The sequence below is a fragment of the Pontibacillus yanchengensis genome (assembly GCF_009856295.1).
GTDB classification, from domain to species: domain Bacteria; phylum Bacillota; class Bacilli; order Bacillales; family BH030062; genus Pontibacillus; species Pontibacillus yanchengensis_A.
On sequence record NZ_WMEU01000008.1, the window covers coordinates 75910 to 88964 of the forward strand.

Below are 13055 nucleotides of genomic sequence, written 5' to 3' on the forward strand. Positions count from 1 at the left end.
TAATAATAAGGAATTACATGCTCCTATTTCTACTTACCAAATACACCTTTTAAGACAAAGGCAACATTTGCTGGTCTTTCTGCAAGCCTCCGCATGAAGTAACCATACCAGTCATCTCCATATGGTACATAGATCCTCATTCGATAACCTTCTTTCACCAATTCTGCTTGGCGATCTGTTCTTATACCATATAACATCTGAAACTCGAATTGGTCACGGGAAATGTTGTATTCTTTCTCCAGTTCTTTCGTATATTCGATCATGGCATCATCATGTGTAGCAACCGCTGTATAGTTGCCATTTAACAAGTGCATCTTGATAATCTTCTTAAAATTCTCATCTACATCTTTTTTCTCTGGAAAAGCAACTTTTGGTGACTCTTTATAAGCTCCCTTTACTAAACGTAAATTCGGGTTGTACTGATCAAGTTCTTGAATATCTTCAACAGTACGATAAAGGTAGGATTGAAGTACAGTCCCAAGTAATTCATATTCCGATCGCAGCTTTTTAAATATTTCGAGTGTTTTCCCACAGCGTTCATAGTCTTCCATATCAATGGTTACTAATACATTATGCTTCTTCCCTGCATCAAGTATTTTACGCATATTATCCATTACTAAGTCTTCTGAAATATCTAATCCCATAGAGGTTAACTTTAGTGATAATTGTGAATGTAGGTCTTGCTCAGAAATAACCTCTATTGCTTCAATACACTCTTCTGTACGTTGTCTTGCTTCTTCTTCCTTATCAACGAATTCACCTAAATGGTCAATTGTTACGTCCATCCCTTTATCATTTAATTCTTGAATCACTTTAGCTGTGTTCTCCATTGTCTCCCCAGCCACAAAACGTCCAGCACCAAATCGAAGTCCATACTTACGAGCCAATTTCGTAAAAAGTTTATTTTTTGATAAAAACAGAAAGAAGTTTCTTAATAACTGTTCCATCATAATCCCCTCCAGCACCCAATCATATAAAGTATGTGTGAGACATCTGTACCATTCTAGATGTAAACACTTCCATTGTACCATTAACTAGTAGTATCTCTATTTTGACAGAAATTTTAGAAAAATACAAAGTTTATAGAATCTTTACTGAAGCATAGTGAGGTTAAAATGAGGCACTCTATTAATGAAAATGAAAATAATATGTAAGGAGGTACGAATCATGCAACAACAAAATCAAATGGGTGCCCAAAATCAAGCAAATGTAATGCCAGAACCCCCTACAATGGTGAGTACAAAAGATCAATTATACATCACAGATATGCTGTCCTGGAACCTTATTGCGGCGAAAAAAGCACATTTTTTTGCAGGTTTCTGCCAAAACCAAGAACTTAAAGCTGCTTTAGAACAAGCTGGACAAATGCACCAACGTCATTATGAAAAAATATTACAACACTTAAATGAAAACCCAAATCCTAAACAACCAAATCAACCTTTGAATTAATGAAAGGAGGAACAAATAATGAACCAAAGTCAGAAAGTACAAAATCCAGAAACAAACGTTCCGAAGAACCCACAAATGAATGAAAGAGATTTCGTAAATGATATGCTTGCTACAGAAAAGTACATGACAGATTCCTATTGTACAGCTTTAAATGAAGCTAGCTGCCAGCATTTATATCAAGACCTTTCAGGCATTTTTAACGAGACACAAGATTGCCAACGTAATCTATATAATCTAATGTTCAAAAATGGTTGGTATGGAATTGAAGCTGCTGATCAACAAAAACTGCAACAATCTTACCAGCAATTTAACGGGTACACGAACCAACTTCCTTATATGAATTAATAAAAAGCTCATAGCGCCTCACTCCCAACAGTCTAAAGCAAAGTCTCACTTGGAGAACTTAAGACCTCGAAGGTAGTAGGCGCTAGGGCTATACATATAGAAGAAAACTTATTCAGCAATTGAGGCCTAATCTTGAAGACATTGAAGTTAAGATATTGGAATAACTTCCGACATTGTTCCGAGTGACTTTTGAATTTTTGGAGCAACTATATTTTGAGCCACTTTTTCAAAATAGGAGTTTCCGCGGATTCTCTAACTCACATAATGGATACATCTCTCTTAACCAGATTAATTATGGAATATCAACAGCTCTATTTAACATAGCCTTTTATTAAAAAAAATGCCAATTTAGCTCACTCAAGCTAAATTGGCATTTTTTCTTATGCTACTACATCATATCCTTGTTCTTCAATCGCTGATTTCATTTGTTCTTTTGATACATATACATCATCATATGTTACCGTTACACGATTGGTATCAATAGAAACCTCTACTCCTTGTACGCCATTTAGTTCTTCTAGCGCACCTTTTACTGCTTTCTCACAGTGATCACATGTCATTCCTCTTACATCTAATGTTACTTGCATGATTCAACATCCTTTCATCAACTTTATAGTTTAACTCTCTTCAGTCGAAGGGAGTTACTCACAACACTAACGGAGCTAAATGCCATAGCTGCACCGGCAATCCATGGGGCTAATAATCCTATAGCAGCAACTGGTATTCCAGCGCTATTATAAGCAAGAGCCCAGAACAAGTTCTGACGGATATTTTTCATTGTCATTCCACTTAGCTGAATGGCTTTTGGTAGTAAACTCAAATCACCAGCAAGTATAGTTACATCTGCCGCTTCAATTGCAACATCTGTACCTGTTCCAATTGCAATACCAATGTCTGCGGTTGCTAATGCTGGAGCATCGTTAATTCCGTCACCTACCATTGCAACACGCTTCTGCTGTGCTTGAAGTTCTTTTATTTTTTCCGCTTTTTGTTCTGGAATTACCTCAGCAAATACTCGGTCAATGCCTACTTGCTTAGCAATGGCGTTTGCTGTACGTTCATTGTCTCCCGTCAGCATAACAAGCTCAATACCTTGATGCTTTAGTTGTTCTAATGCATGTAAGGCACTCTCTTTCACAGTATCTGCTACTGCTATGATGCCCTCTAGGCTTCCGTTTACACTGATAAGCATGGCTGTTTTACCTTCTTGCTCCCATGCTTCCATTTTAGCCTCGTATTTGCTGTATTCCACATTATGCTGACTTAATAACCTTCTTGTACCAATTAATAATTCACGTCCATCTACGGTTGCTTGAATACCATGTCCTGGCACAGCTTCAAAGTGACTAGGTTCATACATGGAAACTTCTTGATCTTGTACATAAGACACAATAGCCTGGGCTAAAGGGTGTTCAGAACTCTTTTCTGCACTACCTACATAGGAGAGAATAGAAGGATTTCCTTCAAAATCCGTAACCTCTGGTTCTCCTTTAGTGATTGTTCCAGTCTTATCAAACACAATTGTATCAATTTTATGGGTTGCTTCTAGATACTCCCCGCCTTTAAAGAGAATACCCTGTTCTGCAGCTTTCCCTGTTCCAACCATTATGGAAGTTGGAGTGGCAAGACCTAGAGCACATGGACAAGCAATGACTAAGACAGCAATAGTAGCTTCTAGAGATGTAGCAAGATTTCCGGGAGTTACGACAGTAATCCAAATCACAAACGTAACAAGAGCAATCCCAACTACGATTGGTACAAAGTAACCTGAGATCACATCAGCCATACGTTGTATCGGGGCCTTGGAACCTTGAGCCTCTTCTACTACTTTCACAATATTCGCAAGGGCTGTATCCTTCCCTACCTTTTTAGCTTCCATATAAATGGTACCGTTTTTATTAATCGTAGAGCCAATGACTTGTTCTCCAACAACTTTTTCGACAGGAATAGATTCACCAGTAATCATGGATTCATCCACTGAGGAGTTACCTTTGGTTACTTCTCCATCAACAGGCACCTTTTCACCTGGTCGAACAATAATGGTATCCCCCACCTCTACTTGATCGACTGGAACCTGTTGTTCCTCTCCATTTCTTACAACAGTAGCTTCCTTTGCCTGTAGGTTTAACAAGGAAGAAATGGCTTGCGTAGTTCTTCCTTTCGCAATCGCCTCGAAATATTTTCCAAGTAAGATAAGCGTGATTAATATTGCGCTTGTTTCGAAGTAAAGATGAGGCTCGAAGTTTTCTTTAAAGATAGTTTGAATTGCCTCAGATAAGCTGTAAAAGTAAGCAGCACTTGTCCCCAACGCAACTAGTACGTCCATATTAGCGGTTTTATTCTTTAGATTCTTATAAGCTCCCTCATAAAATTGCCATCCAATAATAAATTGAATTGGTGTTGCAAAACCCATTTGTACCCATGGATTCATCAGTAAGCCTGGAACTGGCAATCCAGCTAAGTGTCCAATCATCGTATATAAAAGAGGAAGAGATAGCAATGCTGAAATTCCAAGCTTTACTTGCTTGCGTTTTAGTTCTTTTTCTTTTTGTGATGATTTATCTTCTCGATCAACTCTTTGTTCAGCGTCATATCCTAGTTTTTGAATTCGTTTTATGATTTGATCTAAGTCGACCAAACCTGGCTGATAATCGATTTGTGCTGTTTCATTCGTCAGATTGACTGAGGCTTGCTCAATCCCTTCCATCTTATTTAGAACTTTCTCAATACGAGTGGAACAGGCTGCGCAAGTCATTCCATATACATCGAGCTCGATTCGATCCGATTGAACTCCATAGCCTAACTTTTCTATTTTAGCTGTTATGTCCTTTGCGCTAACTTGTTCCTCATCGTAATGAATGTGAGCATTCTCCATAGCTAAATTGACTTCAGCTTCTATGCCATCCATCTTGTTTAATACTTTCTCAATACGAGTTGAGCAAGCAGCACAAGTCATACCTGTTACACCAATTTTTACATCCTTACTCACGGCATTCATCCCCCTTTCACTACTTAGAGAATTGTTGTATGACTTTCATAAGTTCATCAATGGCCTCTTCGCCTTCACCTTTTTGTATAGCATCTGCTACGCAATGGTTAGTATGACGTTCCATTAAGGTGAAGCCGACTTTTTTTAAGGCTGCATTGATTGCAGATATTTGAACCAACACGTCAACACAGTACCGATCTTCTTCCACCATTTTTTGTATTCCGCGAACTTGACCTTCTATACGTTTTAAACGATTTAATACTTGTTCTTTTTCATCATTCGTTCTAGGTTGAACAGGCTTCTTTCCGCTATCTTCAGGTAATTCATAATCTTCCATCGGAAAAGCACCTCTTTTCATTACTTATTAATTTTACTATACCCCGGTTATGTATGCTTAGTCAAATATAAAAAACTGTATATATAATAATAGCTACTAATAAATAATAAAAGATACCCCCCTTCCATATCTAGGAGGTATCTTTTTGTGCTAGGCTATTTATTCATTATCTTGCCTCATTAATACAAGCTGTCATTCGATCTTCAATATCCCTTGCAATTGTATTCAGTTCCTCGTCGTTTACGAACTCAATTAATGTGGTTGGCTTAGGCATCCCAATCATTGTTATCCCATCATCTTCATACACAACCATCTTACAAGGTAGAAAATAACTAACTAATGGATTTTTTTCTAACACTTTTTTGGCTTCACCAGGATTACAAACCTCAAGGATTCGATACGAATCGTTAAATTCAAAACCTTTGTTATTCAATGTATCCTTCACATCAAAGTCCCAAAGCACACCAAATTTCTCTTTTTTCAACTCTTCTTCTAGAGCTTGGACCGCTTCTTCAATCGTTTTAGACGTCTCTACAGTGTAATGAAACATTTATATTCCTCCTGTAATGTTTTACAATTCAATATACCCGTGCAAGTATATACAAAACATATATCTAAAACTTAGTATGCATAACCGACCAGGAAGTCATACTCTTCTTAGAGCTCTGATTGAGTTACTTTTTTCTAAATAACTTAACAAATATGAATCTTATACTACTTATGAGGGAAACATAATGAAACTTATATTAAAGGAGAAATATCTCTATGTATTTGATTTTCGTGGTAGTTGTATGGCTTATCTACGCAATTTTATTTTTGGATCGAAAGAAAGCATATCAAGCATATCCGACAGTCCAATACTTTATTATCTTTAATCTTGTTTATAATTTCCTCTATTACAATCACCCGCTATGGGAGTACCAGGGGATTACGACCCCCATATTAAACCATACATTTATTGAATTAACTTTCACTTTTATTATCTTACCGATTGCAATCCTTGTTTACTTGCAATATTTCCCTAAGTCATTCGTACATAAAATCGTTTATGTTGGTTTATGGGTTGTGTTCTTTTCGTTTATTGAAATGTTGTTTTTCAGAATGGAAATGTTTGAATATAGTAACGGATGGAGTGTTATGCATTCCTTATGGTTCAACATTCTTATGTTTAGCATGATTAGACTTCATCATAAGAAACCAATCCTTACGATAATCCTCTCAGTTCCCATTACCATTGTGTTAATAAGCATGTTTCCTATACCTATTGGAAAACTAAAATAGTGAGTGATATCTATGACACCTTCCATTTATTTGTTTGTATTATCTTGTACTTACCTTGCTATGGGACTATACATTCGATATTTACAAAAAAAACGTAATTGATACACCTTTTGTAGTATTAACTGGTTAAATGTATGACACCACCAATATATGGAAAATATTACTAACAGGACAAAGGGGGTGGATGTTATATGTATTTGATAGTGATTGTTTGCTTTTGGCTTCTAATCTCATTCTTCTTTCTGGACAGGCATCATTTCACCTTCTATTATTCAACCATTCAATATTACATTATCTTGAATTTAGTTTATAACCTTTTATACTATAACCATACGCTTTGGGCTTTTCAGGGAATAAGTACAACTTTCCTAAACCATACAATTATTGATTTAACTTTTTCCTTTATAGTGCTTCCTATTGCAATATGTATTTATTTGACTTATTTCCCTAACATAGTTCCGTTTAATTTTCTTTACATTACGTTATGGAGTAGTTTTTTTACGTTTCTTGAATGGGCATGTTATCAATTTGAGATGTTCATATATGATAATGGCTGGAGTATCCTCCACACCTTATGGTTTAATGCTCTACTTTTTTCCATGCTTCGAGTTCATAGTAAAAAGCCATTTTTGGCACTAAGTCTATCCATTCCTATCACCGTAATATTAATTCACTTCTTCCCTATTCCTTTTTCCAAACTAAAGTAACAACCTCACTCCTATCCACATTGATATTCTACTTAAATCGGAATCATTCTTATTTACAAATCGAAATCATTACGGTAGAATTACATAGTCAATTGCACTACCAGGGGAGAGAAGATTATGAAACAAATCACAAGCCTACTATTTCTATTTATAATACTTACTGGGTGTTCAACTCAGAATAAAACAGATGTTCAAGACACACTTACCATTTATACATCGATTTATCCCATACAATACTTCACGGAACAAATTGGTGGAGAAGCTGTAACTGTAGAAACGATATATCCACCGGGGGCAGACGCACATACATTTGAGCCAACTGCAAAGACAATGACTACTATCGCTAAAGCCGATGCCTTTATTTATCTGGGAGCTGGACTAGAAGGTTTCGCTGAGACTGCAGCAGATGCCTTAGGAGAAGAAAAGGTTCAACTTTTGGAATTAGGAAAACATGAATCATTGTTTTCAGAAACAGGAGATAAACATTCCCATGAAGATCATTCTCATGAGAATCACGATCCCCATATTTGGATTGATCCTATTCGAGCAATCGAAATGGCTGATTATATAAAAGAAGCTCTTGTAAAACTAGCCCCTGATAAAGAAGAACAGTTTACAGAGAATCATAAGGAATTAACAGAGAACTTGACTGCTCTTCATAGAGAATTTAAGAACCTTACTGAAAATGCTAGTCACAATAAAATTTTAGTCTCCCACTCAGCATATGGGTACTGGGAACAAAGATATGGCATAGAACAATTGTCAGTGAATGGGTTAAGTCCAACAAGTGACCCTTCCCAAAAGGACTTAGAAGACATTATTCAAAAAGCAAAAAGCCTTGATATGGAATACATGATTTATGAGCAGAATGTATCAAGTCAAATTTCATCCATTATCCAAGAGGAACTTAACGCCAAATCGTTAACTATTCATAATCTCTCTGTTCTAACAGAAGAAGATATAGAAGAAAACGAAGATTATATGAGCTTAATGAGGCATAACCTAGGTGTACTACAAAAAGCACTTGGAGCGGAATAGGAGGGAAAAGAATGAGCACAAAATCTATATTAGAAATAGATGATTTAAGTTATGCATATGAAGATAAGCAAGTCCTCGAGGATATTGACTTTTCCATTCATCCTGGTAGTTTCGTTGGTTTAGTTGGCCCAAACGGGTCTGGAAAAACAACCTTGATCAAACTAATTTTAGGACTCTTACCACATAAGCGAGGTTCAATACGTCTATTTGATACGCCTATCGAAAAATTTAAAGATTGGAACCGAATTGGTTTTGTTTCTCAAAAAGCCAACAGTTTTAATACCGGTTTCCCTGCCACCGTTTATGAAGTCGTTTCTATGGGATTAACCTCAAAGGTAGGCTATTTTCGTTTTTTCCAAAAACAACATGTGCAAAAAATCAAACATGCAGTGGATATAGTAGGAATGACAGAATACCTCCACAAAAATGTTGGAGATCTATCTGGCGGTCAACAACAACGAGTTTTTATAGCGAGAGCACTTGTTAGTGAACCAGACTTTCTCATTCTTGATGAACCAACTGTAGGAGTAGATGCAGAAAATGTGCAACGCTTTTATGAAATGCTAGCAGATTTAAATAAAAATAAGGGCATCACCTTATTACTTGTAACCCATGATACGGGTACGATGACATCTTATGCCACTAATATCGCTTGTCTTAATAAACGAATCCACTTTCATGGAGATCCTCATTCCTTTGAACATATGAGCGATCAGGATCTTTCAGAAATGTATGGACACAATGTTCACCTCGTAAAGCACGAACACTAGGAGGAAACCAATGATTTCGAGTTTTTTGCAATACGAATTTTTACAAAACGCATTTTTTACAGCTTTATTAATAGGATTCATTGCTCCACTTCTTGGTACATTCGTAGTGGTCAGAAGATTATCCTTAATAGCAGATGCGCTATCTCACGTAACATTATCTGGTATAGCTTTTGGACTAATGTTAGATAAAAAACTAGGAGGTTTCGCTTTAACCCCCTTTTATACCGGAATGGGGTTCTCTGTATTAGGGTCTATCTTTATTGAACAATTACGAAGGGTTTATAAAGCCTATCAAGAATTAGCGATTCCCATCATACTTTCTGGTGGTGTGGGCTTAAGTGTTATTTTTATTTCTTTAGCTGACGGATTTAATACGGACTTATTCAATTATTTATTCGGTTCTGTTACAGCAGTTAGCCGCCAAGATTTATGGACCATTCTAGTTGTAGCTGTAGTTGTAACTTCCCTTGTCTTTTTATTCTATAAAGAGTTATTCATGCTCTCCTTCGATGAAGAACATGCTGTTGTTTCTGGAATCCATGCTAAACGCATTCACTTCCTATTCATTATTCTAACAGCGCTTGTCATTGCAGCCTCTATTCGTATCGTGGGCGTGTTGCTTGTATCAGCATTGATGACATTACCAGTTGCAGCCAGCATCCGTTTGGCAAGAGGATTTAAGCAAACCATTGCTTACTCTATTCTATTCGGAGAAGCGTCTGTCATTATAGGATTAATTGCTGGATATTACTTTGAAATTCCACCTGGGGGTACCATAGTTGTAACAGCTATTTTAATCCTCATTATTACCTTAGGCATCAAAAAACTTCAACAGCGTTCTCATTTTAAGAAGGTGATGTCATGAATAAAACACGTGCCTTAGAACGACTAAAGAGCAAAGGGTATAAATACACCGATAAAAGAGAGGACATTCTTGTTTACTTTGAAAAGGAAAATGGATATCGTTCAGCTCGTGACCTATTAGAAAACATGCGAAAGCGATACACTGGCATAAGTTTTGACACGATATACCGTAACCTTCACCTTTTTGTAGATTTAGGTATATTAGAGGCGACAATACTCGAGGGGGAAAAGCATTTTCGTATAAAATGTGATTCCAAACACCATCACCATTTTATTTGCTTACAATGTGGCGATACTAGAGAGATCCGCACTTGCCCTATGATGTATGTGGAAAAGGAATTAGAAGATTTTTCGATAGAGGATCATAAATTTGAGATATATGGAACGTGTTCTACATGTAAAAGTGCTTGATTTCTAGAATCAAGCACTTTATTATGGTTTCTATCAAAACTGATTAGGAAGGTAGTGGAAATGTTGAGTGCTTCTACATATGTAAGTGTATTCATAGGTGGTTGTATTGGAGCTGTTGCACGCTATACTGTTTCCATTGGAATAGACCCTATCTTCACGTTTCCATTTGAAACGCTATTGGTAAATTGGCTAGGTTGTTTTCTCCTAACCTACTTCATTTCCCACCCATTCCTTTCTAAACGTGTATCTGAGAAAATTATGGTCGGAGTTGGTACAGGAGTGTTGGGGGGATTTACAACTTTTTCTACGTTCTCGGTGGAAACAATACAACTATGGATGAGTCAATCCGTTCTAATGGCTATGCTATATGTGGCGCTAAGTATAATTGGGGGAATTGGGCTAGCGTGGCTAGGATTTAAGACTGGTAGAAGGAGAGTGAGTCAGGCATGACATTTGTTCTAGTAGCAATTGGCGGAGGCCTTGGCGCTTTCTTCCGTTTTATCGTTGGACAAACTTGGAATACCGGTAGACCTACATTTCCACTAGGAACATGGACAGCCAACATCACAGGCTCTTTCATTCTAAGCATTTTTCTTATTTTACATACCAAAAACCTGATTCCCCATTCCTTATGGTATTTTGCTGGAACAGGCTTTTGCGGAGCATTCACCACCTTCTCTACATTCGGAAAAGAAACCGTGCATTTACTTGAAGAAAAACAATTCAAACAAGCAGCATGGTATGTCGGGACTTCTTTGTTTGTGGGATTATTTATTGTAGGGTTTATGCTGTTTCTTTTCTTACCTAATTTGGGAAGGTGAACTTTTTTAAGGAGATAAATATCTTCCAAATAAGCCCCATTATCTTGAAGACCTGGATTCGAGATAATCTGGGTAAGAGAAATGTTTCCGTTGTATTATTTAGAGAAAAGATGGGCCTGGAAATAGCTCGCTTTCCTGCGGCCCTACAGGATGTAGGGTCGTTCGACGTTGTCACACAATGTGACGGTTTGAGTCGAACTTCATCTGGATCGATTCGTCTCCTCGGGCCAAAATGCGGCCCTGTGGGGTCTCGACACATCCGTTTTTCCGCGGGAGTCTCGCCATTTCCAGGCCCATCTTTGCATTCGTTTGGTTTAACGGAAACATCGCCATTTGTTGTGGGTGTACACAAATGATATACGTTCTTCGTTAGGCAAATACATATCTTTTTGTGACAAAACACATTTTATTAAAAGATATCTTGGTTGTTCTGCAAAGCATAAATCTACGGGTACATCGCTCTTTCTGTGCGATCACCAAAATCATCTCAACTTCAAGTCTTCAAGATTATGCCTCTTATGTTGAATAATTTCCCAACTGATGAGTTAGTATATAGATCATCCTTTCATCTAACTCAACTTTATACAAAACAAAAAAAGAAGCTTTTCTATTTTTGTAAGAAAAGCCTCTTTCTAGCGAGAACAATACCTATAAATTGCCGTCTGTAACGAGTGAAGGAATTGTATATTAAGTTGAACCTTAAATTCGTTTATTTTCATGGAATGTTTAGGCTTAACCCCAATCAATACAATTTCCTTCCCCATAAAGTCCAACGTCTTAAATACTTCATTGAGTACACGAAAGCCTTCAGCACTTAACTCTCCAACAGCTGTAAAGTCAAAGAGAATTCGGTTACTATGGTGGTCATGGGCTTTAGCAAGCACCTGCTCTTTTATAGTGTGAAGCTTTTCTTCTGAAACATCCCCAAATAACGGAACAAAGGCAATATCTTTTGTAAGTTGAATAAACGGAGCAGATAATCGATAATTTTCTTTTAACGTATCTTCTACCTTCTCTTTTTCCTCTAACAAAGCAAAATTTGTATCATTCAATCGATTTTGAAGTTTATCCAACATGGTGGTAATATGCTCGTTTTGTTTTTCCTTTGGATAAAGGATAACTTCAGCATGCAAATCATTCATCCATCTCACATACATTTCAGTGAGAACAACATCGGATGATTTTCCATATATGTTAATTTCCAGCTTACTTTTTCCTTGCTTTGGTTGTATCCATTTCTCCACTTTTGATTTACTACCTTCATCAACCATATCTAAAAAGCATTCGGTTACATCAAATACCTTACTAGCTTCAGGGGTGTACTGTAGGGTATCAAATTTAGTATTAATCATTAGTAATGGAAGTGGCATTTGATCATGAACTAGTTGCATCGACACTATTTTGATCCCCCTCTAGCCACCCCTGTAACTGTTCTAAATCTTTCATTACAAACACTTTGTCCGATACGAATTTTGATAAATCATGTTTCTTGGCCATTCGTCCCCCAATCAAAATTTGAGGGTTCCATTCTAAGTTTTGAAAAGATTCAACTACTTCTTGTAACTTAGGCAAACGATACGACAAAGATGCAGAAACTCCAATCACATCAGGCTTGAATGTATCAATTTGTTTTATTACATGACCAAGAGGTAGATTAGGTCCTAAATATCTTACTTTCCATCCCTGATCACGGAAAACGGATGCCACCATTTTCAAGCCCAAATAATGCTGTTCTTCTTCTACACCGAATAAAAGCACTTTCTTTGATTGATCAAGGTCTTGCTTTGTCGCCCTATAATCTACCTGAGATAATACAAAGTCACACACGGCGGTAGCCAAATGTTCATCCGCAACGGATATTTGGTTGTTTTCCCATAGATCACCAATATGATACATCGTAGGCGTTAGAAGGTTTTCGAAAGCTAACAAACGATTAAAAGGTGTCTGAGCGGTTTGCAAGTATTGCAAAGCTTCATCTTCATTACCTTCAAGAAAATACGTTGCCATTTGTGTATAATGATTCAAGCTTTACACCTCTCCCTA

The 13055-nt window shown here is 37.0% G+C and carries 17 protein-coding genes; 10 read left to right on the forward strand and 7 right to left on the reverse strand.

The genetic code is table 11. The annotated features are described in order from the left end of the window. Nucleotides 1-29: 29 nt before the first annotated feature. Complete coding sequence (locus tag GLW08_RS18805) at nucleotides 30-947, reverse strand: proline dehydrogenase family protein (protein WP_160850215.1); 918 nt, start codon at nucleotides 945-947, stop codon at nucleotides 30-32. Nucleotides 948-1167: 220 nt separating this feature from the next. Between GLW08_RS18805 and GLW08_RS18810 the strand changes: the two genes are divergently transcribed. Together GLW08_RS18810 and GLW08_RS18815 are read left to right on the forward strand one after the other, a co-directional pair. After that, complete coding sequence (locus GLW08_RS18810) at nucleotides 1168-1449, forward strand: hypothetical protein (protein WP_160850168.1); 282 nt, start codon at nucleotides 1168-1170, stop codon at nucleotides 1447-1449. An 18-nt stretch (nucleotides 1450-1467) separates the two neighbouring features. After that, nucleotides 1468-1794 (forward strand): spore coat protein, encoded by a 327-nt coding sequence (locus tag GLW08_RS18815; protein ID WP_160850169.1) that lies wholly within the window; start codon nucleotides 1468-1470, stop codon nucleotides 1792-1794. 380 nt (nucleotides 1795-2174) lie between these two features. Here the strand turns inward: GLW08_RS18815 and copZ are convergent, their stop codons facing one another. From copZ to GLW08_RS18835, 4 genes are all read right to left on the reverse strand, one after another. After that, a complete protein-coding gene (copZ, locus tag GLW08_RS18820) occupies nucleotides 2175-2381 on the reverse strand; it encodes a copper chaperone CopZ (protein ID WP_160850170.1) in 207 nt (68 codons plus the stop codon). A gap of 23 nt (nucleotides 2382-2404) precedes the next feature. Continuing rightward, a complete protein-coding gene (locus tag GLW08_RS18825) occupies nucleotides 2405-4792 on the reverse strand; it encodes a heavy metal translocating P-type ATPase (protein WP_160850171.1) in 2388 nt (795 codons plus the stop codon). Between the two features lie 10 nt (nucleotides 4793-4802). Continuing rightward, complete coding sequence (locus tag GLW08_RS18830; protein ID WP_160850172.1) at nucleotides 4803-5120, reverse strand: metal-sensing transcriptional repressor; 318 nt, start codon at nucleotides 5118-5120, stop codon at nucleotides 4803-4805. A gap of 166 nt (nucleotides 5121-5286) precedes the next feature. Continuing rightward, the gene (locus GLW08_RS18835; protein ID WP_160850173.1) at nucleotides 5287-5670 is read right to left on the reverse strand and encodes a DUF302 domain-containing protein; all 384 of its coding nucleotides are present in this window, start codon (nucleotides 5668-5670) and stop codon (nucleotides 5287-5289) included. Nucleotides 5671-5885: 215 nt separating this feature from the next. Between GLW08_RS18835 and GLW08_RS18840 the strand changes: the two genes are divergently transcribed. The 8 genes from GLW08_RS18840 (at nucleotide 5886) to crcB (GLW08_RS18870) (ending at nucleotide 11012) form a co-directional block, all read left to right on the forward strand. Then, nucleotides 5886-6401, forward strand: coding sequence for a CBO0543 family protein (locus tag GLW08_RS18840; RefSeq protein WP_160850174.1), 516 nt, complete (start codon nucleotides 5886-5888; stop codon nucleotides 6399-6401). A 191-nt stretch (nucleotides 6402-6592) separates the two neighbouring features. Beyond that, nucleotides 6593-7108: a CBO0543 family protein gene (locus GLW08_RS22465; RefSeq protein ID WP_423808613.1), complete on the forward strand. Its 516-nt coding sequence runs from the start codon at nucleotides 6593-6595 to the stop codon at nucleotides 7106-7108. 117 nt (nucleotides 7109-7225) lie between these two features. Continuing rightward, nucleotides 7226-8146, forward strand: a complete 921-nt coding sequence (locus GLW08_RS18845; protein WP_160850175.1) for a metal ABC transporter solute-binding protein, Zn/Mn family — start codon at nucleotides 7226-7228, stop codon at nucleotides 8144-8146. A gap of 11 nt (nucleotides 8147-8157) precedes the next feature. Further along, complete coding sequence (locus GLW08_RS18850) at nucleotides 8158-8916, forward strand: metal ABC transporter ATP-binding protein (RefSeq protein WP_160850176.1); 759 nt, start codon at nucleotides 8158-8160, stop codon at nucleotides 8914-8916. Between the two features lie 10 nt (nucleotides 8917-8926). Beyond that, nucleotides 8927-9781, forward strand: a complete 855-nt coding sequence (locus GLW08_RS18855) for a metal ABC transporter permease (protein ID WP_160850177.1) — start codon at nucleotides 8927-8929, stop codon at nucleotides 9779-9781. Continuing rightward, nucleotides 9778-10191, forward strand: coding sequence for a Fur family transcriptional regulator (locus tag GLW08_RS18860; protein ID WP_160850178.1), 414 nt, complete (start codon nucleotides 9778-9780; stop codon nucleotides 10189-10191). Before GLW08_RS18855 ends, GLW08_RS18860 begins: the two co-directional genes overlap by 4 nt. Nucleotides 10192-10251: 60 nt before the next feature. Beyond that, entirely contained in the window at nucleotides 10252-10641 is a 390-nt protein-coding gene (crcB, locus tag GLW08_RS18865; RefSeq protein ID WP_160850179.1) for a fluoride efflux transporter CrcB, read from the forward strand. Then, nucleotides 10638-11012: a fluoride efflux transporter CrcB gene (gene crcB / locus GLW08_RS18870; RefSeq protein WP_160850180.1), complete on the forward strand. Its 375-nt coding sequence runs from the start codon at nucleotides 10638-10640 to the stop codon at nucleotides 11010-11012. The genes crcB (GLW08_RS18865) and crcB (GLW08_RS18870) overlap by 4 nt, the downstream gene beginning before the upstream one ends. Nucleotides 11013-11644: 632 nt before the next feature. Here the strand turns inward: crcB (GLW08_RS18870) and GLW08_RS18875 are convergent. Next, the gene (locus GLW08_RS18875) at nucleotides 11645-12403 is read right to left on the reverse strand and encodes an STAS domain-containing protein (RefSeq protein WP_337193965.1); all 759 of its coding nucleotides are present in this window, start codon (nucleotides 12401-12403) and stop codon (nucleotides 11645-11647) included. Continuing rightward, nucleotides 12387-13037, reverse strand: a complete 651-nt coding sequence (locus tag GLW08_RS18880) for a cobalamin B12-binding domain-containing protein (RefSeq protein ID WP_237458509.1) — start codon at nucleotides 13035-13037, stop codon at nucleotides 12387-12389. The genes GLW08_RS18875 and GLW08_RS18880 overlap by 17 nt, the downstream gene beginning before the upstream one ends. Nucleotides 13038-13055 lie beyond the last annotated feature (18 nt).